The 22,973-nt window shown below is 40.3% G+C and carries 21 protein-coding genes; 6 read left to right on the top strand and 15 right to left on the bottom strand.

Annotated features, from left to right (window positions below; translation table 11 throughout):
* Positions 1 to 161 precede the first annotated feature (161 nt).
* The 4 genes from fabI to mgtE form a co-directional block, all read right to left on the bottom strand.
* Positions 162 to 938, bottom strand: coding sequence for an enoyl-ACP reductase FabI (gene fabI / locus D9X91_RS03170; protein ID WP_121679118.1), 777 nt, complete (start codon positions 936 to 938; stop codon positions 162 to 164).
* A 76-nt stretch (positions 939 to 1,014) separates the two neighbouring features.
* Positions 1,015 to 1,500 carry a DinB family protein gene (locus D9X91_RS03175; RefSeq protein WP_121679119.1) on the bottom strand — a complete coding sequence of 162 codons (486 nt, stop codon included), beginning with the start codon at positions 1,498 to 1,500 and terminating at the stop codon, positions 1,015 to 1,017.
* A gap of 81 nt (positions 1,501 to 1,581) precedes the next feature.
* Positions 1,582 to 3,441 carry a monovalent cation:proton antiporter family protein gene (locus D9X91_RS03180; protein WP_121679120.1) on the bottom strand — a complete coding sequence of 620 codons (1,860 nt, stop codon included), beginning with the start codon at positions 3,439 to 3,441 and terminating at the stop codon, positions 1,582 to 1,584.
* Positions 3,442 to 3,466: 25 nt separating this feature from the next.
* Positions 3,467 to 4,840 carry a magnesium transporter gene (gene mgtE / locus D9X91_RS03185; protein ID WP_233569513.1) on the bottom strand — a complete coding sequence of 458 codons (1,374 nt, stop codon included), beginning with the start codon at positions 4,838 to 4,840 and terminating at the stop codon, positions 3,467 to 3,469.
* A 193-nt stretch (positions 4,841 to 5,033) separates the two neighbouring features.
* On the opposite strand from mgtE, the gene prpE reads away from it, so the two are divergent.
* Positions 5,034 to 5,771 carry a bis(5'-nucleosyl)-tetraphosphatase PrpE gene (gene prpE / locus D9X91_RS03190; protein ID WP_121679121.1) on the top strand — a complete coding sequence of 246 codons (738 nt, stop codon included), beginning with the start codon at positions 5,034 to 5,036 and terminating at the stop codon, positions 5,769 to 5,771.
* A gap of 1,000 nt (positions 5,772 to 6,771) precedes the next feature.
* On the opposite strand, the gene D9X91_RS03195 is transcribed toward prpE, so the two are convergent.
* From D9X91_RS03195 to D9X91_RS03210, 4 genes are read right to left on the bottom strand one after another with little or no spacing between them, the layout of a single operon-like run.
* Positions 6,772 to 7,680, bottom strand: coding sequence for an RluA family pseudouridine synthase (locus D9X91_RS03195; RefSeq protein ID WP_121679122.1), 909 nt, complete (start codon positions 7,678 to 7,680; stop codon positions 6,772 to 6,774).
* 15 nt (positions 7,681 to 7,695) lie between these two features.
* On the bottom strand, positions 7,696 to 8,490 hold the full coding sequence (locus tag D9X91_RS03200; protein ID WP_121679123.1) for an NAD kinase: 795 nt from the start codon (positions 8,488 to 8,490) through the stop codon (positions 7,696 to 7,698).
* A 26-nt stretch (positions 8,491 to 8,516) separates the two neighbouring features.
* Positions 8,517 to 9,161 (bottom strand): GTP pyrophosphokinase, encoded by a 645-nt coding sequence (locus D9X91_RS03205; RefSeq protein WP_121679124.1) that lies wholly within the window; start codon positions 9,159 to 9,161, stop codon positions 8,517 to 8,519.
* A gap of 27 nt (positions 9,162 to 9,188) precedes the next feature.
* Positions 9,189 to 9,563, bottom strand: coding sequence for a UPF0738 family protein (locus D9X91_RS03210; protein ID WP_121679125.1), 375 nt, complete (start codon positions 9,561 to 9,563; stop codon positions 9,189 to 9,191).
* A gap of 326 nt (positions 9,564 to 9,889) precedes the next feature.
* Here D9X91_RS03210 and D9X91_RS03215 point away from each other — a divergent pair, with 326 nt between their 5' ends.
* The 4 genes from D9X91_RS03215 to D9X91_RS03230 all read left to right on the top strand — a co-directional run bounded on the left by D9X91_RS03215 (position 9,890) and on the right by D9X91_RS03230 (position 12,819).
* Positions 9,890 to 10,480 (top strand): CYTH domain-containing protein, encoded by a 591-nt coding sequence (locus D9X91_RS03215; RefSeq protein WP_121679126.1) that lies wholly within the window; start codon positions 9,890 to 9,892, stop codon positions 10,478 to 10,480.
* Between the two features lie 20 nt (positions 10,481 to 10,500).
* On the top strand, positions 10,501 to 11,139 hold the full coding sequence (locus D9X91_RS03220) for a lytic transglycosylase domain-containing protein (RefSeq protein WP_121679127.1): 639 nt from the start codon (positions 10,501 to 10,503) through the stop codon (positions 11,137 to 11,139).
* A gap of 412 nt (positions 11,140 to 11,551) precedes the next feature.
* Positions 11,552 to 11,953 (top strand): globin domain-containing protein, encoded by a 402-nt coding sequence (locus tag D9X91_RS03225; protein WP_121679128.1) that lies wholly within the window; start codon positions 11,552 to 11,554, stop codon positions 11,951 to 11,953.
* On the top strand, positions 11,953 to 12,819 hold the full coding sequence (locus D9X91_RS03230; protein ID WP_121679129.1) for a ClpXP adapter SpxH family protein: 867 nt from the start codon (positions 11,953 to 11,955) through the stop codon (positions 12,817 to 12,819). Before D9X91_RS03225 ends, D9X91_RS03230 begins: the two co-directional genes overlap by 1 nt.
* 682 nt (positions 12,820 to 13,501) lie before the next feature.
* Here D9X91_RS03230 and pepF read toward each other — a convergent pair.
* The 6 genes from pepF to D9X91_RS03265 form a co-directional block, all read right to left on the bottom strand.
* Positions 13,502 to 15,319 carry an oligoendopeptidase F gene (gene pepF, locus D9X91_RS03240; RefSeq protein ID WP_121679131.1) on the bottom strand — a complete coding sequence of 606 codons (1,818 nt, stop codon included), beginning with the start codon at positions 15,317 to 15,319 and terminating at the stop codon, positions 13,502 to 13,504.
* 75 nt (positions 15,320 to 15,394) lie between these two features.
* Positions 15,395 to 16,624: a competence protein CoiA gene (locus D9X91_RS03245; protein WP_158598223.1), complete on the bottom strand. Its 1,230-nt coding sequence runs from the start codon at positions 16,622 to 16,624 to the stop codon at positions 15,395 to 15,397.
* A 104-nt stretch (positions 16,625 to 16,728) separates the two neighbouring features.
* Complete coding sequence (gene cls, locus D9X91_RS03250) at positions 16,729 to 18,240, bottom strand: cardiolipin synthase (RefSeq protein ID WP_121679133.1); 1,512 nt, start codon at positions 18,238 to 18,240, stop codon at positions 16,729 to 16,731.
* 85 nt (positions 18,241 to 18,325) lie between these two features.
* Positions 18,326 to 18,985, bottom strand: coding sequence for an adaptor protein MecA (mecA, locus tag D9X91_RS03255; RefSeq protein WP_121679134.1), 660 nt, complete (start codon positions 18,983 to 18,985; stop codon positions 18,326 to 18,328).
* Positions 18,986 to 19,335: 350 nt separating this feature from the next.
* Positions 19,336 to 19,731, bottom strand: a complete 396-nt coding sequence (gene spxA, locus D9X91_RS03260; RefSeq protein WP_121679135.1) for a transcriptional regulator SpxA — start codon at positions 19,729 to 19,731, stop codon at positions 19,336 to 19,338.
* A 640-nt stretch (positions 19,732 to 20,371) separates the two neighbouring features.
* The gene (locus D9X91_RS03265; protein WP_121679136.1) at positions 20,372 to 20,950 is read right to left on the bottom strand and encodes a GNAT family N-acetyltransferase; all 579 of its coding nucleotides are present in this window, start codon (positions 20,948 to 20,950) and stop codon (positions 20,372 to 20,374) included.
* A gap of 162 nt (positions 20,951 to 21,112) precedes the next feature.
* Here D9X91_RS03265 and D9X91_RS03270 point away from each other — a divergent pair, with 162 nt between their 5' ends.
* Positions 21,113 to 21,310: a hypothetical protein gene (locus tag D9X91_RS03270; protein ID WP_121679137.1), complete on the top strand. Its 198-nt coding sequence runs from the start codon at positions 21,113 to 21,115 to the stop codon at positions 21,308 to 21,310.
* Positions 21,311 to 21,503: 193 nt separating this feature from the next.
* Here D9X91_RS03270 and D9X91_RS03275 read toward each other — a convergent pair whose 3' ends face one another.
* Positions 21,504 to 22,703 carry a putative glycoside hydrolase gene (locus D9X91_RS03275; RefSeq protein WP_233569657.1) on the bottom strand — a complete coding sequence of 400 codons (1,200 nt, stop codon included), beginning with the start codon at positions 22,701 to 22,703 and terminating at the stop codon, positions 21,504 to 21,506.
* Positions 22,704 to 22,973 lie beyond the last annotated feature (270 nt).

Here is a 22,973-nt window from a genome sequence, read left to right on the forward strand (position 1 = left end):
ATTTACTTTCATCTCATTGTTTTTTAATCTTGCTTTGTTAATTTCATTATGAAGGAAACAGCATCTCCTTCTCCCCCCCAAAAGTAAATATAAAAAAATAGAGGCTGTCCAAACTTGGACAGCCTCTATTTTTTAGCATTTTTCGTACTTAATGACTGAAATTATCCTAATATGTGATACCCTGAATCGACATGAATATTTTCTCCAGTGATCCCTCTAGCCAAATCGCTGAATAGGAAAAGAGCAGTATCACCGACTTCTTCAGGAGTCGTCGTTCTGCGGAGCGGAGCACGTTCTTCAATCTGCTTTAGGATGGAGTTGAAGTCACTTACCCCTTTAGCAGAAAGTGTACGGATCGGACCAGCCGAAATGGAATTCACGCGAACTCCATATTTGCCTAAATCACTGGCTAAATAGCGTACGCTAGCTTCAAGGGATGCTTTGGCAACACCCATGACATTGTAGTTTTCAAGGACACGCTCTCCGCCAAGATAAGTCAATGTAACAATGCTTCCGCCTTGATTCATGAGTTCAAGCTTCTGCGCTGCCTTCGCAACGGCAGTCAAAGAATAAGAGCTGATATTCTGCGCCATAAGGAAGCCATCACGTGTTGTATTCATATACTCGCCATTTAATTCTTCTTTTTTGGCAAATGCGATGCAATGGGCAATCCCATGAACGGCGCCGACTTTTGCTTTAATGTCGGCAAAGCTTTTTTCGATTTCTTCATCATTCGTCACATCACAAGGGATGACCATATATTCAGGATTCAGACTTGATGCTAGATCACGCACGCTTTTTTCCAGGCGTTCACCTGCATATGTAAAAACTAAATTTGCTCCGGCTTCATGCAATGATCTTGCAATGCCCCAAGCAATGCTCCTTTTGTTTGCAACACCCATCACGATAAATGATTTATTTTCTAAAGAAAGGTTCATTATTATTTCCTCCAATTACTACAAGTTATTAGTACTTGGTACTAATTTTAACGTATTTCTAAAAAAATGAAAAGTTTTATCGGACAGCTTGTTTTATTTGGTTAATTTGATTTATATGGTGCCGTTCATGCCTGCCCAGCAATTCAAATATTTGCCAAGCCGGCATCTCACCGAAACGATGATGATCCAAACAATAGCCTTCCAATTCTCCTTCACTGAACCTTGACAAAAAGTCTTTTGTCAAGGCACGCGAATTCGATAATGCTTCGACTAAATCCGCTTTGGTTTGATAATCATCTTTGGGGTCAATCGGTGCCTTCATTTTCACCTCTGGGTCATCAAAAACAGAAAGATCTACCTTTTTAGGGTAGGAGATTTTCTTTTCCTCGACAGCTTTGAATGCTGCCTGCAGGAACCTTTTTTCCGCTCCTGCAAGATGCAGCACCACTTGGGCAATGCTCCATTTTCCTTCCTCTGGCTGCTCATTCAGCTTTTCAACCTGAACATCGGAGAAGCTCTTCAATAAATCATTTCTGATTTGATCCAGCATTATTTCGTCCATTTTTCATCCCCCGTTTATCAAATGTTACTTCAAATATACCATCGGTTAACAGAATTTTCTATCAATATGACAAGCGGCAGCTTAACACACTTCACAAAACTCAAGTTCACGTTTCAGCTCATCGACATATTTCTTTGATCCCGTGACAATCAAGCGGTCATTCATTAATAATTCAGTATCTCCATGGGGCACGATGGAATCCTTCCCTCTGAAAATACGGACAAATATGATATCACCAGTGAAAGGAAATTCACGAAGCGTCATTCCGTCAAATTGAATGTTCATCATTTTTATTTCGTACAATGAGGTTTCCTGGTTGGTTAAAATATTGATTAAATTCGGTGATTCGATTAAACCTCTTAACAAAGTTTTATTGGACAGCATAGCAGAAAAGATCTCTACATCATGGTCGATCAGGTTCTCTTCCAAATCCGGACTTTCCACCAAAGTGATGACTCGGTCGACTCCTTGATCCTTGGCTGCGATGGCAAGCATCGCATTCATTTCTTCATCTCCAGTAGAAAATACGGCAATATCAGCTGTAAAAAGACCTTCAGTAATTAAGGTATCCATATGATAATTGTCGATTTCGTGCACTTCAAATAAGGAATCTGAAATTTGCTTATCCGATTTTTCCATCTTTGTATGATATAAGATAGGGCTGTATAGAGATGATTCAAGCTCTCTTGAAACGGGAAGTGTAAGCTGGTTCGCTCCGACAAATGCCACTCTTATTTTCGTTGGTTCCGCATTTTCCTTAGGAAAGTATTTTTTAAAGAAAATAGGTGTGATTACACATGTGATGACGGCAACCAAGATCAACGTACCACTGATTTCATTTGTAATGATGTCCAGTCTCTCAGCGATCTTTGCTGCTGCTATGACCAATGATAATGTGGATGTCAATAAAAATGCAGATGCAATGACCGTCTTGGAATCATACCACTTCTTCAATGCGTATACAGGGATGAACTTGGATATCAAAAAAGCGATCATCAGCAAGGGAATTAAAAGAAGCATTTTTTTATCGCTCAATAACGTCCATAAATCAAGGTCGACCCCTACCATCACAAAGAAAATCGGAATCAGGAACCCATAGCCGAAAGAGTCAAGTTTATGGATCATTTCCTGATTCGGCGATAAAAGGGACACCAGCACACCAGCCAGAAAGGCACCCAATATATTTTCAGCACCGACTGATTCAGACAAAGCTACGAGCAAAATGATCAATGTAAATACAGCTCTCGTACCAATTTGAATTGTCCCTGCTGACATTTTCTCAAAGATTTTTCGGTCTTGGAATCTTTTGCCGACAAAATAGAGGATGACACCTGCCACAAACAGGATGAGCAGAAGCCACATATTCCCTTGAGCTTTATCATTCAATGATACAAAGACGGAAAGCAGGATCATAGTTGCCAGGTCGGCGATGACGGCGATAAGCAATATGATTTGCCCGATACCGGTATTCATTAAATGTTCTTCTTTTAATGTCGGAACAACGACCCCAAGTGAGATTGTTGAAATGATGAGTGTCATCAGGAATGCATTGTGTATTAAACCAAACAATACGAATAAATAAGACAATCCAAGTGAAACAACAAATATACCGCTGAATATGACAATGGCGACAAGAAAACGATTTGGTTCCAATTTTCCGTTCGGCAGGGTTTCTCTTTTTTGGCTGCCTTTAAATGCCGAAAAGTCAATTTCAACACCGCTCAGGAACATTAGAAAAATAAATCCCAGCGTTGACAAAGTGCCAAGCCACATATCCTGTGTGACCAGGTTGAATCCCGACTTCCCAAGCAATAAGCCTACAAGGATCTCCGCCACAACGACTGGAATGAAGTTCAATTTTAAGCGGTGCAAAAGAATCGGTGTAATAAACGCCGCCAAGATGACAATAACAAGTGATGCTACAGACGCATGCTGCTCCACGCTCATCTCCCCTTTACAGTTGTATCTATATTAAATAATCCATAAAAATTGTAGCCATGCCAAAGTATATTAAAACGGAAATGATGTCATTGATCGTCGTAATGAATGGACCCGATGCAACTGCAGGATCGATTTTTAACTTATGCATCAGAAGCGGCACCAAAGCTCCTGCCAAAGTAGCCACAAACAATGAAGCAACAATGGAAAAGCCAACGAGCATGCCAAGGTAAATGCTTCCTTGCCAAACATAAACGATCACCGATACGAGCAGTCCACAGCATGTACCCGTGATAATCCCCGTGCCGGCTTCCCGAGCCACCAATTTCCATTTACTTTCCTTTTCCAAGTCTCCGGTCGCAATCCCTCTCACGACAACTGCCAGGGCCTGGGTTCCCGTATTCCCCGACATCCCGCCGATCAATGGGATGAATACTGCCAATATGGCCACTTTGTTCAACGTATCTTCAAACCTGCCAATGAGACTTGCTGTAAACATTCCCAAAAACAACAAAACAATCAGCCATGGAAGACGCTTTTTAGCCGCGGAAAAAGGATTTCGATCAACCGTATCCATATCCGTCACACCAGCCAATTTCGAATAATCATCAGATGCTTCTTCATCCAGTACATCAATGATGTCATCGACGGTAATGATTCCCAACAGATGGTTCTGAAAGTCCACTACAGGGACAGCCAAAAAGTTATAATCCTTCATTTTTTTTGCGACAGCCTCTTGATCCTCACCTACAGAGACCGAAACTACTTTACTATACATGATTTCATGAATCATCGTTTCATCATCGCTGACGATTAAATCGCGGAGGGAAATGACTCCGGCCAGCCTTCTCTCTTCATCGACTACATAAACATAATAGATCGTTTCGGCATTCGGTGCTTCGTTTTTCAATATGAACATAGCCGAACGGACAGTTTGATTGGCAGAAATTGCGACGAATTCTGTCGTCATGATACTACCTGCAGTATATTCTTCGTAATGAAGCAATTCCTTTATTTCTTCCGCAGCCTCTTCATCCATAATCGTTAAATATGTAGCAACTTGTTCCTTTTCCAATTCATTTAATACATCGACAGCATCGTCGGCGTACATATTGGCGAGCATGGAAGAAGCATACTCCAAGTCCATTTCAGTCAATATGCTTTGATAATCTTCTTCGTCGATCTCAATATTTTCAAAGATATCGGCCATTTCTTCAGGGGAGAGGAATTGATAAATGACCGTTCTAAGACCTTTATCCACCTTTAAGAAGAACTGTGCTTGGTCATACGAGTGCAGGGTCATGAATTCATGCCTGAATTGGTCCAATTCATGGTTTTGCAATGACTCAATCAAATAAGGAAAAGATATTTCTGTGTTCTCTTGTGCTTGACCTTGCCCCATATTCCCTTCCTCCTTCACACTTCTTATTTTTTCTTCCATCATACTAGCAAATTTTTCGACTGTTGTCTCTTGAGAGCCTATATCACATTCATTTAGTATTTCCACAACCAAGTCTGCGCATGTTCCTGAATCAATTCTTTGCTTTTCATGCCATAATAGAAAAAGGATTAAAAGAAAGGCAATGAGGTGTATTATGAAAATCGACATCATTGGAGACATCCACGGATGCATGAAAGAGTTTGAAACGCTGACTGAACAAATGGGCTACAAATGGGAAAAAGATCTTCCTGTGCATGAGGATGATAGACTGCTCGGTTTTGTAGGTGATCTAACCGATCGCGGTCCCGACTCGCTTGAAGTAATCCAAACCGTTTGGAAACTATGGAAAAAAGGGCAGGCTTTGTTTGCTCCTGGCAACCACTGCAACAAGCTTTACCGATATTTGAATGGGAATAATGTACAAATCACACACGGGCTGGAAACAACAGTCGCAGAGTTTGATGCTTTGACAATATCAAACAGAAACGACATTGCGGCAATGTTCATGGAATTATATGAGGAATCCCCATTATACCATGTTTTAGATAATGGGAAATTGATAATAGCTCATGCGGGTATAAAAGAAGATGATATCGGAAAGTATAGCAAAAAAGTTAAAACATTTGTTCTTTATGGAGATATTACAGGAGAAAAGCATCCGGATGGGTCTCCTGTGAGAAGGGATTGGGCCAAACATTACCAAGGCAGCGCCTGGATTGTTTACGGCCACACCCCTGTGAAAGAAGCAAGGCTCATCAACCGTACCATAAACATTGATACAGGCGCCGTTTTCGGAGGCAGCCTGACATCCGTTCGATATCCAGAAATGAACCTTTACAACGTCCCTTCCTCCATGCCATACGTAAAAGAAAAATTCCGGACATTTGACTAAGAAAAGCGGAGGCTGCTTGGTTAGAGGCGAAGAGATTGGACTGAAGCACCGCGAGATAAAGGAAACACGATGAGCGGAGCGAATCGATGTTGACTTATCGTAAGCGTGCTGAAGGAAATCTCACAGCCTCTAGCTGCCGGAGCTGGACAATAGAAAAGCGGAGGCTGCTTGTTCAGAGGCGAAGAGATTGGACTGAAGCACCGCGAGATAAAGGAAACACGATGAGCGGAGCGAATCGATGTTGACTTATCGTAAGCGTGCTGAAGGAAATCTCACAGCCTCTAGCTGCCGGAGCTGGACAATAGAAAAGCGGAGGCTGCTTGTTCAGAGGCGAAGAGATTGGACTGAAGCACCGCGAGATAAAGGAAACACGATGAGCGGAGCGAATCGATGTTGACTTATCGTAAGCGTGCTGAAGGAAATCTCACAGCCTCTAGCTGCCGGAGCTGGACAATAGAAAAGCGGAGGCTGCTTGTTCAGAGGCGAAGAGATTGGACTGAAGCACCGCGAGATAAAGGAAACACGATGAGCGGAGCGAATCGATGTTGACTTATCGTAAGCGTGCTGAAGGAAATCTCACAGCCTCTAGCTGCCGGAGCTGGACAATAGAAAAGCGGAGGCTGCTTGGTTAGAGGCGAAGAGATTTTGAAAATTGCAGGTCAAATTTTCCTTGGACTGAAAAGTTTGTGCCGAATTTTGCCGCATTTTGTCGATTGGCCGATATATGCTTATAATTGACCGATATATTCTATTTTAGACCGATATACACCTGAGATTGACCGATATATTCTAACTTAGACCGATATACAACTGAAATTGACCGATTTATTCAAATTCCGGTCAATAATCGGGAAAAATGGATGATAAAACACCAATCGCCCCACTCCTAAAGAGTTAAATTAGCAAGTTTTCACCAAAACAACCATTCAAAAAAGGAGTTTGAACTGCTAAAAGTTCAAACTCCTTCTTTATGCACCTTCAAGTCATCATTAATGAAGAATTATACATCTTCGAAATTAGAGCCGATCAATGATTCCAGGTCCTTCGGCAATCTTGATCGGAAGGTCAAAGTCTTTTCCTGGAATGGATGAAAAAAGGACAATTCAGTACAATGGAGTGCCTGCCTTTGAAGCAGCTCTGTATTGCCGCCGTATAAATCATCGCCGATAAGGGGGTGCCCTTTATATGTCATATGGACCCTTATTTGATGGGTCCTCCCGGTTTCAAGATTCAGCTGGACCAGTGACATCCGTTCATTTGCATGCAGCACCTTGTAATGAGTGACTGCCGGCCGGCCATCCCATGTGACTTCCCTTTCAATGATGCTTGTTTTTTTCCTTCCAATCGGGGCATCTATCGTTTCTTCAAGCGGTGTAGGGATCCCTTCCACCACAGCTTGATATGTTCGTTGAATGAGCCTTTTCTGCTGCTGATTTGACAGCAAATGATGGACAAACCGATGCTTTGCCACAAGGAGGAGGCCAGAGGTATCGCGATCGAGCCTTGTCACGATATGTATAGTTGATGAAATTCCATTCTCCTTATAATAGCTAAGCAGGGCATTTGCCAAACTCCCCTTCGGATGCTCCCGAGAAGGAATCGTATTCATATATGGCTGCTTGTCGATGACCATTACATCATCATCTTCATAGACAATATTCAATGGAAGCGTTTCTGCCACAAGTCCATCACTGTGAATTTCAACCGGAAACTCGACGTTCAGCACATCTTTTTCCTTCAATACATATCTGACATTTACTTCTTCGCCATTAACCGTGATTTTCCCACCGGCAAATTTAATATCAGTCAATGCACGCTTGGAGATGTTTTGTTCTGAAAGAAATTGCTTAATTTTCTTGGCAGCGTCTTCGTGCTTAATTTCCCACGAGATCTTATATACTTTTGACATACTGCTGTCTCCCTGTTAATCCGCGACAAACGAATCGTGTACTCGTTTCCAGAACGGGAACGGGCGGAACCTGGCGAAGCGGATCCGTTCATCTGCAACCCTGAACTGAATCGATTTTACATCCTTATGCAAAAGTGTTAAATGATCGATCGTTATCAAGAAATCAGTTTTGTTGACCGGCTTTAGCATGCACGTATGATGTGCTGGTAAAATGAGCGGCGATCCGATTGTACGAAAGACTTTATTATTGATTGAGGCCATCTCAGCCAACTGGATGGCAGGCAGCGAAGGATGGATGATCGCTCCGCCAAGGGCTTTGTTATAGGCAGTACTTCCTGAAGGCGTCGATACACATAATCCGTCGCCGCGAAATCTTTCAAAATGCTGGCCCCTGATTTCCACATCCATCACTAATGTTCCTTCGACCGCTTTCACAGTAGACTCATTCAATCCAAGGTACCTCGTTTCCTTCCCGCCATGCTGGTAGCGGATAATGACCTCGAGAAGCGGATATTCGATCACTTGATATGGTGTTTTGGCAATCGCAATGACCAATTTTTCAATTTCTTCAGGCACCCAATCAGCGTAAAAACCGAGGTGCCCGGTATGAACACCGACAAAAGCCGTTCGATCTAAACGGGAGCTATAACGGTGGAAGGCATATAAGAGCGTCCCATCCCCTCCGACTGATATGACGATATCCGGCTGGTCTTCGTCGTATTCCAAATTAAAATCCTGTAAATAGGTCCGCATTTTATGCATCAGTGCGTTTGATTTGGAATCCCCTTTTGACGTGATAGCAAATTTCATCCTATACACCCTTTTCGTCTAATTGTCTAAGTATTTTTCTTATTGTCCTTATGTATATCCTTTTTGTTTGAAAAGAAGGCTTGTGCCTCTTGGATTTCCTCTCTAATGAGGGACATCTCTTCATCCAATCGAAATGCTGCTTCAGCGGCTCGCTGCAGCCTCATCTTAATTTCCTCCGGAAACTGCCCTTTATACTTATAATTAAGGGAATGTTCGATGGTTGCCCAAAAATTCATGGCGAGTGTCCGAATTTGTATTTCCATCAAAATATTTTTCTCACCTTGAATGGTCTGGACCGGATAGCGGATGACTAAATGATAAGACCGATAGCCGCTCTGTTTCTTATGCGAGATGTAATCTCTTTCCTCGACAATTTCAAAATCATTCCTTCTTCGCAGCAATTCCACCACTGTCTTAATGTCATCAACAAATTGACACATCATCCTTAGACCCGCGATATCCTGCATCTCTGATTCAAGCCGATCCAATGGAATCCCCTTTTGGTTGGCTTTATCCAATATGCTGGCAATCGGTTTGACTCTGCCTGTTACGAATTCAATCGGGGAATGCACGCTTTCCATTTCGAATTGACCGCGCATCCCTTTCAGTTTTATCTTTAATTCGTCAACAGCTTGTTTATATGGTGCTAAAAAAATTTCCCAATGCTTCATTTTCCCCACCTCATGTTGACTACAACTTTACTTGGACAGAAAAATAGTCTCTACCTTGTTCACCATCTCTTCCCCATAATTGCTGTTGCCTTCAATATTTTCGATCAGGTATCCAAGTTCATCCTGAATGTTTTCCAATATCATTTCAGTGTCACCCGATACTGCCTTTACAATTAAATTTTGTTGTATGGCTGTATGAATATCACCCCAAATTGATTCAGGTATATATAGATAGATAAATTCATCATCAGATTCTGCCAAATATACGAATGACAGAGCATCAGAGTCAACAATGACCTGTCCTGTTGCCCGAAGGTCCGAGAATGAGAAATCCTCTTCAGTATGTAAAATGAGTTCTTCGTCTCTTTTTTCTGTATTCTTAAGCTGTATTTTCTTTCTCATAACAATCTCCTTCCTAATTACATCTGTTCATATTTTAACACATTCCCTGAAAATCATCTAAACATTGATGTATCCTGCTTTTTTAGAGATAATGATTTAAAATACTGTATTTTTTTGAAAGCAGTTTTCTCAAAAAACGATGGCTATACAATTTGAATCACCAAGTCGTCTTGAAGAAGCGGAAGGTGCGAGACTCCCTAGGGCTCACCACCCGTCCCTCAGCAGGCGAGCATCCTGCAGTGGAAATCAATCTTACCCAACCTTTGATGAATAGCAATCAAACTAATTTAAAAAAACGCTAAATATGTGCTGAAAGGAAGCATCTGATGAGCAAAGAAATCGAAATCGAATTTAAGAACATGCTGACAAAAGATGAGTTTGATAAAATAAATAATGCCCTTTCGCTTACCAGCGATGATTTTTTTCAACAGGAAAATCATTACTTTGATACCGATGACTTTTATTTAAAAGAAAACAAAAGCGCCCTTAGAATCAGGGTGAAAAACGGAAAGTATGTCCTAACGCTCAAAGAACCTGCTGAAGTAGGTTTATTGGAAACCCATCAACTTCTCAATGCCGTGCAGGTCGACCAGGTAATACACGATTTAAATTTCCCTCGAGGGGAAGTGACCAATCGTTTGCATGAAATGGGAACAGATATCGAGCGCCTTCAACTTGTCGGAAGCTTAAAAACAAATCGGGCCGAGCTACCTTTCCGAGGCGGATTGCTTGTAATGGACCATAGCTCCTATTTAAACAAAGAAGACTTTGAGTTAGAATATGAAGTATCTGATTTCCAAAATGGGGAAGAAATATTCCTGGAATTTCTTTCAGACCTAAAAATCCCCAGACGGAACACCGAAAATAAAATTCAACGCTTTTACAAAGAAAAGATGCGGTTATCCAATAATCTTTAAATAATGAACGGAGGACTCCAATGACTGCAATCAATCAATTAAGCTCTCTTCTTCAACTTCAAGCCATTAAAGGACTTTCCAATGATCCTATGAACGGTATATATGATGACAGCAGCAATGATGCATTTTCCGAAATCTTGAATGAAGTAATGATGGAATTAAGCGGAACGAAAACGGCAGATAATGGACAGACTGATTACCTATTATCAAAGCTTCAATATTCACCAGCTGCAGCCGCCTCCGCTTCTCTGATGTCAAGCAGAGCCGATCAGCCTCTTCCAAAGACATCATACGATCAACTTATTCAAAAAGCATCGGAAAGCTTTCAGGTGCCTGAAAAACTTATCCACGCAGTCATTCAACAGGAGTCCAATTATAATCCTCTTGCTCAAAGTGCGTCTGGAGCTGCTGGATTGATGCAATTAATGCCTTCAACTGCAAAATCGCTTGGAGCAGAAGATCCATTCAATCCAGAAGAAAATATTGCGGCAGGCACGAAATATTTAAAGCAGATGATCGATAAATATAATGGCAGCATCGACCTGGCACTGGCCGCATACAATGCTGGTCCAGGGAACGTGGATCGTTATGGAGGGGTCCCGCCATTCGCGGAAACACAAAATTATGTTAACAATGTGAAAAGCACCTTCCTTGCTTAGTGAAATGAGTCTGACCAGTTTGATTTGAAGCCGACCTATAATGGGAGGCTTTTTTTATTTCGTCTGGAAAACGAAGAATTGCAGGGAAGTCAGGTGCTAAACAAAGCATTTTGACTAATGTAAAAGGAGCAGCATTCAAAAGTATAAGTTAACAAAAACATTCAAAAAATAAAGCTGTTTTCTCATAGATTGTTGTTTTTAAGAGCGAAGCGAGGAGGCTCACCGCCCGCCCCTGGGAAGACGGGCATTTTGCAGCAGAATTAACATTGCAGCACCTTCGAAGAAAAGAAGAAAATTTTACGGACAGAGGAAAAATTAAAGTGATTTGACGTCATTAAAAGCGATTTGTTTGAGTTATCAATACCGGCTTGCTACAATAAATATAAATCTCAAAGTAAAAGGAGTTAACAATATGATCGAGAACGAAGCTACGCCGTTTGAACGGATCGGCGAGGAAAAACTCTCGATGCTGGTGGATGCCTTCTATCACAGAATAGGGCGTCATCCTGATTTAATGGAAATATTTCCTGACGACTTAACAGAAACGGCCAGAAAACAAAAACAATTCCTGACACAATATTTAGGCGGTCCACCCTTATATACAGAAGAACACGGTCATCCTATGATGCGTGCACGCCATCTTCCACACCCGATTACACCTAAAAGGGCACAATCATGGTTGGAATGCATGAGTGAAGCAATGGATGAAGTCGGATTGGACGGTCCGGTCCAAGAAGAATTTTTTTCCAGGTTAATATTGACTGCTCGGCACATGGTCAATATTTCGGAGGAAGAGCTAGGTGAAAAGGCATAATGGGAAAGCCTATTTGGGATAATGCAACCGGGTGTGGACCGGATAAAAAACCGTTGGAAATTTACATGTTTATCGATCCTCTTTGCCCGGAATGCTGGGCGCTGGAGCCAATTGTTAAAAAGCTCCAAATTCGATACGGCAGATATTTCACGCTGAAACATGTAGTCAGCAGCCAAATATCCAGACTGAATCTGGGAAAGAAAAAAAACCATGTAGATATAGCTGAATTATGGGAGAAGACCGCAAGCCGAACAGGAATGTCCTGTGATGGGACCCTTTGGTTTGAAAACCCGATCTGCACTCCATATTTGGCTTCCATGGCATTGAAAGCAGCTGAACTGCAAGGCAAAAGGGCAGCTTCCAAATTCCTTAGGAAAGTCCAGGAATATTTGTTTTTAAATAAGGAGAACATCTCCAATCTCGACATTCTGATGGAATGCGCTGAGGCAGTAGGGCTTGATACTGAAGAGTTTAAGAAGGATTTACATTCCACCAGCGTTGCGAAGGCATTGCAATGCGACTTGAAGATTACTTCGGAAATGGAAGTATCAGAAATACCAACTTTGGTTTTCTTCAATGAGAATATCGAAGATGAAGGCTTAAAGGTAACTGGTTTATATCCATTTGAAGTATATGTCCAAATTATTATGGAACTATTGAACGAAATGCCTGACCCCGCTCCGCCACCCCCGCTTCAAAAGTTCTTGTCCCACTTCAATCTCGTTGCTTCCAAGGAAATTGCGGAGGTATACGATATGACGATTGAAGAAGTGGAAAAGGAAATGAAAAAGTGGGTTCTGCAGCAGAAAGTGAAAAAGGTTCCAGCAAAATATGGCACCTTTTGGAGATACATCGGGGAAAATTAATATATTAAACAAATATAAAAACAAGAAAAGGCCTGGCACCGAGCCAGGCCTTTCCATTTACGAACAAAGGGGATGGGAGAAATTTTTCACGGTCAAACAAAGGGGTATATGTTTGCTTGTGATCAACTTCACACTAGTAATATAGCATGTATGAACTTGTATTTGCAAGTGTATGTTAGTTATTTCACAATATTGTCAAAATCAATTAACAACATGTCTTCTTGCATTTATGCATATACATATACCATCAATTCATGTGGAGTGAATACGCATATGAAATCAAAATGGATGATGGCTTCCATGTTATCCTTTTTCTTTGTATCTTTTTGGATCAACATGATGGGACTTATGAAAATGTATCCTATCTATATCACTTCTCCTCTCTTGTTTTTATCACTCTTTATTCTAGTTTATTATTTCAGCATAAAAAACAAATTTCGAGGCTTTAAGTGAAAATTTTGAAAGACTGTTTTCGCATACTTTTTGATGACATCATGAAATGTGAATGATTTCCGCTCCAGGATGCTCGCTTTCTGAGGGGCGTGCGTGTGATCCCTCCGGGGTCTCGCACCTTCCACTCCAATCTCCCCCTTTTTTCATGGTTTGCAATTACATTGGAAAAACACCACTAATAAAAAAACTAAAAGGATGATGCAAACGCACCATCCTTTTTACATTAAGATTAGGACAATAATTCTTCCATTTCAGTCAGCTTCTCTTCAAATACTTTAAGTGCGGCTTCGATCGGGGCGGAAGTTGTCATATCCACTCCTGCTTTTTTCAATACTTCAATCGGATAATCGGAGCTTCCTGCTTTCAAGAAATCTACGTAGCGAGAAACCGCTTCGTCCCCTTCATCCAAGATTTGTTGGCTGAGCGCAGTTGCAGCACTGAAACCTGTTGCATATTGGTACACATAATAGTTGTAATAAAAATGTGGGATCCTTGACCACTCCAGCCCAATCTGTTCGTCGATGACAATATCTTGATCACCAAAATATTTCTTGTTCAGGTTGTAATACTCTTCCGTCAATAAATCTGCCGTCAGGGCTTCCCCCTCCTGGGCTTTTTTATGGATGAGGTGCTCAAATTCGGCAAACATGGTCTGGCGGAATACCGTCCCCCTGAAGCCCTCCAAATAATGATTCAACAAGTAAATTCTCTTCTTTTCATCATCGATCGTATTCAGCAAATAATCGTTCAGCAAAGCCTCATTGCATGTCGAGGCTACCTCCGCGACGAAAATGGAATAATGGCCATAAGTGTATGGCTGATAGTTGCGTGTATAATAGCTATGGACACTATGGCCGAACTCATGTGCGAGTGTAAATAAATTATTTACATTATCCTGCCAATTCATTAATATATATGGGTTTGTTCCATATGCACCAGAGGAATACGCACCGCTTCTCTTTCCTTTATTCTCTTCAACATCAACCCATCTGTTATTGAAGCCTTCCTCCAGGATTTTTTTATATTCATCCCCAAGTGGTGCGAGGCCTTTTAGAACAAGATCTTTTGCCTCATCATATGGGATTTCCATTTTCACATCTTTTACGAGCGGTGTATATAGGTCATACATATGCAGTTCATCTACACCAAGGATCTTTTTTCGGAGCTTGATATATCGATGCAGCAGATGCAAATTCTCATTGACAGTGTTGACCAGGTTATCGTAGACACTCTCAGGAATATTGTTTGCCGCCAGGGCAGCATGGCGGGCTGAATCGAAATGACGCACACGGGCATTGAAATTATCATTTTTCACTTGGCCGCTCAGTGTGCTGGCAAACGTATTCCGGAAGTTGCCATATGTATCATAGACAGCTTTAAAAGCTTCTTCTCTCACCCGGCGGTCTGAACTTTCCAAGAATCGGATGTATCTTCCATGTGTAATTTGAACTTCTTCTCCATTTTCATCTTGAATGGAAGGGAACTCCAAATCAGCATTGTTCAGCATTCCAAACGTGTTGCTTGAAGCATTCAACACTTCACCGGCTTGTGCCAGCAAAGCTTCCTCTTCAGCTGATAACACATGTGGCCTTTGTAGATTGATTTCTTCCAGAGCATGTTCATACTGCTCCAATTCAGCTTTCTCTTCCAAGAATTTCTTGATTTTCCCTTCATCAATCGATAATATTTCAGGCGTGACGTAAGCTAATGCACTGGAGATTTGTGTATATAGGTTTTTGGCACGATCATCGAGCCCTTGATAATATGAATTTGTCGTATCCTGGTCATATCTCATATGAGAATACGCATATAGTTTGCCCATCCGTTCCAGTACCTCATCCTGGTATTGAAATAGCTCCAACAGATTCTCTGCACTTTCGCTCAGTTTACCTTTGAAAGATTCGGCCTTTTCCAACAGGTTCTTGATTTCTTTGAATTCTTTTTCCCATTTTTCATCGGTTGCGAAAATATCCTCTAGCTTCCATGTCATCTCCACCGGCACATCTTTGCGGCCAGGCAGCGCCTTTGTTGCAGTAGCTTTTTCCATATAAATCCTCCATTCTTTCGTGGCACGAAAATAAAATTCCTTTATTACTTATTCTTTTTTTCTCCGTATATTCCTTCAAAAAATGTGAATCATCCGATTAAACTGCCCATTAATTTTCATCAGATTTTCCAAATAAAATTTTTTCTCAAAATCTAAACTCTTCAACATATTCTGCTCAAATAAAAAGGGTTTTAACAGCAAATATCTTTCAGGAGACAATCGCTTCATATATCCAAGCGAACAAAGCAAATCCAAGTATTGAATGACCATATCCCTTGAGTGATCTATTTTCAATAAGGGAAGACACCTCTTTTTTAGGCATCCCTGTTTAATCCGCTCTTCAATCATTGCTGTGCATCCCTTCGCTGAGATACACTCCCCCTCCCGTTTAAACCTGATATTGTCATACCAGACAAAAAACTGCCACTCGATTGGGTGTACAGCCATCGTGTACATAGATGGAACCGGCAGACCTATTTGGGGAGACATAACGAGTAGGTTCTTTCCACTATTATACACACACTGCAAAAATGGGTCTTTGTATTTTCTCGAGAAACGCATTCTTTGCCCGGCCCATCTAGCTTTCTCCATTAGCCAATGGGAAAGAGGGATTTTTAGCTGTTTCGTTTGGATGGAAGACAATTGTGATGGATGAAGCTGATGGAGTGGTAAGGTGGTTATTACACTGTAGATTTTCTTTGAGGAAATCGGGAATGGTCTTGATAGATGAAGAAGGCTTTTCTTTTGGGGACAATAGCTGAGAAGATATAGCCCTGAATCCTGCATGTGTTGAAAAAATGACCATTGAAATGCGGATAACTGATTAACAGATGGTGAGGCTCCGTAAATTTTTTCAAAAACAGGACCTAAAATCCAGATCGGATGAATATCTGCACTTATATACCCTTTTGTGCGATTGACCATATCTTCAATCGGGATTGCTGAACACTGATACTCAAGCGAATATATTCGATCTTCCCATTGAAAAAGAATATCCGGCCTTTGACCGATCGCAGGGAGATATGGTTCTAATTCAGCATGTACCCCCCTATGGCTTGTTAGCCAGTTATATAAATCAAGCTTTCCCTGCAAGTGGACTTTACTTTCCCCCTCGCTAAAGCTGCAGCTGGAATTAGGCATATGCGAAAAATGCGGAAATTTAATGTTTCCAACCCTCATGTGGACTCTCTCATGACAATGTGGACAGTAAAAGTTCATTTCTTTTCTGATGGATCGCAATTCCTCCTTCGGAAAACCATGAACCAATGAAAAAACTTCTCCAATCTGATTAACAGCTGTAAGCACATTTTCACCTCCTTCCCATATATTCCATAACACATTGGAATTTCCTGCAAAAAAAATGACGAATTTTCATTCGTCAAAAGTTGTTAATCATTATCTTCTGTAGATCACAGTAATGGTGAGAGCAGCCTTGAGGTCGATTCCAGCAGCCGATATCCTAAATGGCGTTTATTGAATGACTCCAATTCAATTTCTTTCGCGTTATCTAAATCATTTTTATATTCTTTTACCAATGTTTGCGTACTTAATGTGCGATAGAGGAATGCATTCACTTCGAAATTTAAATGAAAGCTTCTCATATCCATATTTGATGTACCGATGGAAGCGAGTTCATTGTCGACGATGACGATCTTGCTGTGCATGAATCCTTGTTCATATTCAAAAATCTTAACGCCCGCTTCAAGAAGTTCAGGAAAATAAGAGCGTGAAGCATGAAAGACGATCCTTTTATCAGGACGGTTTGGCACAAGCAACCTGACATCAATGTTGCTTAATGCAGCTATCTTCAGTGCTGAAAAGATATCTTCATCCGGAATGAAATAAGGAGAAGCAATCCAGACAGAATGCTCGGCCGAGTTAATCATAGAAAAGAAAATATCCTTCAAGACGCTCCACTCATTATCAGGGCCGCCTGCAATCATCTGCACTCCCCCATCTTGAAAGAGCTCTGAAGGTTCTGTGCTGATGTATTCTTCATTTAAGAAATCATCATTAGTCATATAATACCAATCCTGAAAAAAGATCAATTGCAACGACTTAACGGCTTCTCCATGAACCATGAGATGGGTATCTCTCCAAAAGCCAAAGTGCCTGCTTCTTCCGAGATATTCATCGCCTATGTTCAATCCCCCAACGAATCCAACCTTGCCATCGATGACAATGATTTTCCGATGGTTGCGGAAATTAAATTTATTATTTAAAAAAGGAAGCTTAACCGGTCCAAATGGGACCATTTCGACGCCCGCACTTTTCAGTTCATTTACATACGATTTAGATAATTTCCAAGAACCCACTGCATCATAGAGGAACCTAATCTTCACTCCATTCTCAGCACGGTCAATAAGAATGTCTTTTATTTCACTTCCGATTTCATCATGTCTGACAATATAATATTCCAGATGAATATGGTCTTGAGCATTCATCAATTCATCTTTAATGAATTGAAACGTCTCCTCCCCATTTGTGAGGACCTTCGTTGAGGTCGAAAACGAAACCGGGCTATGTCCAAGCCTCTGTGCTAAATGATATAGCTTCTTTTGATGCTCGCCAAGCTGCTCTAACCTGGAATCATGGTCATCTGGAAATGACTCATACTTCGTATATGCTTCTTGATCTAAAACGTATTTTTTTCTGAACATTTTTTCTTTTCGGTAATTCCTGCCAAAAAGAAGATAAAAAATAAAGCCAAGGAGTGGAAATCCCCCTAAAACAATGAGCCAAGTCAACGTTTGGGTAGGATGTCTATTTTCCATAAAAATGACCAGTCCGATAAAAATAACGGACAATGAGATGATGAAGCTTGCATATTTCAATAAATCATAATCGAGCCAATTTTGAAGCAGATAGTAAAATGCCGTTAGTGCACCAATAAAAATCAAAAGCCTGACAGTATTTTTCAAACAACAAACACCTACCATTCCAATTACACACAATATTCCATATTAAAAATACCGATTTCTTAAAGAAATCGGTATCGATGAGCTATCACGAAAAGTGCTCATTCAAGACAGGAAATACATTTTCCTCAATGACCACATTCCCGTATTCTTCCAACCTGTGTATGGTCATTTGCGTGTCATAACCATATTCCAGAAGGATACTCAAGACATTATCTATATTTTCCTCTTCAAATACATCTTCTGGGAATTCTACATACAAATAATATTTGTTCTCAAACGAGTAAAGTTTTGTCATCAATTGATCCAGTCCTGGGCGTTTTGCCAATGAAATGACATCTTCAAAGTCTTTGAATGTCAACAGGAATTCAAGTGACTCTTCATTATCGGTATCTTGCTGCCTGAGCTGGAAATGCTGGTCCAACAGCTCTTCGATTTTTTCATCAACCGGAAGCTCCTTTAGCTTATCTTCCGGGATAGGCAGCTCGAATTTTTGACCGTCCTTAGAAAGTTGAGCTCTGGTAACAAGCACTTCAAGACCTTTATCAAGGGCCTGTACCTGTATCCATAATGGGCCTTCAACCGAGAATTCTTCTTCCTGATGGACTTCATCCATCATTTCCCAAAATAATTCTTCACTTCTTTCACGATTGTACCAAATCTCTTCGCGATCGAAGCCTCTTTCCTCTATATCAATATAAGAAATGTAAAACTTAACTGTATCTTCGTTAATTCTTTCGATTTCCACTTTCAACTCTCCCTTCTTTTTAAAAGTGTTGAAGGGACTGCACCCCCGAGCTCATGCTCCAATCGATGGTGAATATTATACAAAGTATTTTGTACCTTGTACTCTTATTTTATGATAAATGAGACTGAAATGGAAACAAAATGTGTTCCATCTTTTGAAAATAATCAAATACCCAGTAGCTTTCAAGCATTTTGGTTATTTTATCGAATTTGACCGTAAAATTCAAGACTAAAGTATTATTGGTATTCACAAAATGCAAAAGAATTAAACCCATCATTCACACTTTGCTCTATTATGGCGTAAATGGCAAAAAAAACCTTCAAGCTAAAAAGTTTGAAGGTTTTTAAAAATTAATTCACCAATTTTTGAGCTTCGCGCAATTGAAAGGTTCTTACTTTTCGTGGCAGGAATCTTCTGATTTCATCTTCATTGTATCCCACTTGAAGCCGTTTTTCATCGATGATAATCGGACGTCTTAACAAACCAGGATTTTCCTGGATAAGCTCAAACAATTGTTGGAGCGGCAGTGTTTCAAGGTCTACATTTAACTTTTGGAAAATTTTAGAACGGGTGGAGATGATTTCATCAGTTCCATCTTCAGTCATTCTCAATATTTCCTTGATTTCTTCCAGGCTAAGGGGCTCTGAAAAAATATTTCGCTCAGTATATGGAATTTCATGTTCCTCTAGCCATGCTCTCGCTTTGCGACATGATGTGCAACTCGGTGAAGTGTATAATGTAACCATTTCTTCATTCACACTCCCTTATATAATAATGAAATTTTTATTAAATGGAGGATTTTTAAATTATAATTAATATAAAGAAAAAATCTCTATTATGTATTATACACTAATTAAAATAAATTGAACATAGATTTTCACATAATGTAATATTTGTTATACATTTATTGTACAGAATGTGACAAGAATTTGTTGCTTTATAGTATATGTTCCCGCGTGCGAATCATTTAAACCTATAATCTTCTAATTAATAATCATTGTTTCTTCATTTAACATGAAGCGCCAGGGCCGCCATACGAATCCGTTTCGATATGAAAATGCCAGGCGCTTCTGTACATTTGTTGCTATGAAATATAGTGAGTAACTTTGAGAAAGGTTAAGGTTCATTGCTATTCATCAAATCAAAGATTGTGCAAGGAAGTTTTCCACTGCAGAAGGCTCGCTTTCCGCGGGTTCTCACAGGAAGTGAGGTCGTTCGATTTTGGCACACGAACTGCCGAACTGAATCGAACTTCCATCTTACCTCTCCTCGGTTTCACCTGTGGTATATCACCTGATCCGCCAATCCCTCTGAAGTCCTGAACCTACAACTGCAATCAACAGCTCTATGCTGCATTTTCACATCGTAAAAACAGTTTGAGGCTCTTTAAATGTCCTCAAGCATGTCAACGGCTTTTTCCTGCTCCTCATCATACGTCAACACTTCCTCTACAGGCTGGTAGGATGAACCATAAAATTTTTCATCATTATACGTATGGATCATTTCATATGTTTTCTTCATTGCTTCATATACTTGCTCTTCAGACTCATCATTAGGAGCCCAATATAAAATCTCCATCGCATTTATTTCATTCGTTGCCAATGATCTTCTCCGATACCCAATGCTTGTAGCGTGTTCAAAACCTTCCCTTTTGTAGAACCTCAAGCGTTTTTCTGTATCTGTATCTTCGTAGTCAACAGGCTCTACTTCTAAAATGATCGGTTTATTCTTTGCCTTCAGCTTTTCGATGAGCTTATGGCCTAATCCCTGTCCCCTTGCATCCTTGGAAACGAATAAATAGTCAATGAATACAAATTCGTCGGATTCGACATACATCAGGACGTGAAGCGGCCCTTCATCCTTATGATAGATATCGCTCTTTTCTTTCAGCAATGATTCCATATGTTCCTTTGATTTCATTTCCTCAACAGGGAAATATTGATTTAATTTTTCATACCAATGCATGGATCTACTCCTTTAATTTTATTCCCAATCAATAAACTCCCATCTTCTTATTCATATTATTTCAACAATAATGGCTTTTAATTCAGGACATGCTGCATACAATGTTATAGATTAGAGCAGTCTTACAGTTTGATCTAAATAAAAAGATGGAGGTTCATATGAATGATTGAGTATGTAACAGAATTGATTTTGTTCTCCCTTTTTGTGATCGGATCGACCGCCATAATGGGTGTGCTCACAAATGGTATTGGAAGAGCTGTTTTTGGTGGCAAAAACAAAAAGCACTTTGTAGGTCAGTCAGCAAAAATGCAGACCGGGTGGAATAAAGTAGGTGGTCAAAAGAAAAAATCTACTCTTTAATGATACAAGAAATAAAAATGAAGTCAAATTTTTCCCACTATTTTATACCCTTTTTTCCAAATAGATAAACATCATTTAATATTCATTATTTTAAAGGTACTTATCCTTAAATCTCGATGTTAAAGGTTAATTTCCGAAATCCGGAAAAGGCTAAAAAGCATGCTGGACCGTAGAATAATAGGTCCAGCATTTTTTATGGTGTATAATCGACTCCTGGCGTATATCGGTTGCTCGCATTCCATACTAAATACTCATGGATGCCGTTATCCTTCAATGCTTTTATTTGAGCTTCCACCTGTGATTTACCATACACTTGATAGTTACCGCTTCCCAGCCATGAAGCTGTAAAATCTTGAATCCATGGCCTGGATGTTGGCGGATTTTTTAGCTGTTCAAGTTTTTTCTTCTCTACCTTGCTATATTCCGCAACCAACTTGTACGGCTCCAGATCTGGATTTTTTATCCCAAAATAAGAGGTCCAATGACTTGGATAGATCATAGAGGAAATGACATCCACATGATTCGATATTTTAGAGAAGTTTTGGCCGATTCCGGGTGCTTCCGGAAGTGTTGCCGTATATCCAAAAATATCGACCGATACCTTCACACCATAAGGTTTGAGCTTTTCTTTTGCATACGAAACAAAGTCGGTTACAGCAGAGACACGCTGCTGTACTCCATCCCCTTCTAAATCTTTATAGTTACCTTCACTATATTTCAATTCTTTATCCCTTTTTTCAAAGCCTTCAGGAAATCTCACATAATCAAATTGGATTTCTTGAAAACCCAGCTTCGCAGCCTCGAGAGCAACCCCGACGTTATATTCCCAAACTTCCTTTAAAAAAGGGTTTACAAAAGATTCCCCCCTGCCGTTTTTCCACAGGTCCTTTCCATCCATAAAGGACCATTCCGGCTTTGCATTTGCCAACACGGTATCCTTGAAAACAACGACTCGGGCTATCGGATAAATTTTCTTCTCCTCAAGCGTCTTCAACAGGGCTTTCGGATCTTTTATATAATTTTTTCCGATCTTGGAATAGGGTGATGACGGATCCGGTTTATACGTCATATTTCCCCGATCGTCCTTAATATCAATGACCATCGTGTTCAGATCGGTTGAATCAACTAATTTGATCAAACCGGGAAATTTACTTGCACCTGCAGAATTCCCAGTTACATAAATCCCTCTAACTGCATCGGGATAATCAAAGTGGTAACCTGAATTAAATGCAAATCTGACAGGCTGTTCCGGCAGACTTTTTTCTTTGATTGACAATTCTCTCTTCGAATTCAACGAGACCTCATCATTAGATTTTGAATGAGCCGAATCCTTGAAATAAATAGCCGGGATCAAGAAAACCAAAACCATCAAAAAAAGCCCAAACCATTTCATTAATTTCAATATCACACACACCTTTTTAACGAAATATGTATTTTCTGTAATGATTTGTTACTTACTATTATTCTATTAAACCACACTCAAAACAATAGGTATAATTAGGGAGTGTCTGTCGAAATTTCCGAGGAAATCAGAAAAGCGATGACGGCTTGATTAGAGGCGTAGAGATTGGACTGAAGCACCGCGGGATAAAGGAAACACAAAAGGTGTTACACTTTTGATATTGACTTATCGTAGACGAGGCGAGGAAAGTTCACGAGCCAT

The organism is Falsibacillus albus, from assembly GCF_003668575.1.
Lineage (GTDB): Bacteria > Bacillota > Bacilli > Bacillales > DSM-25281 > Falsibacillus > Falsibacillus albus.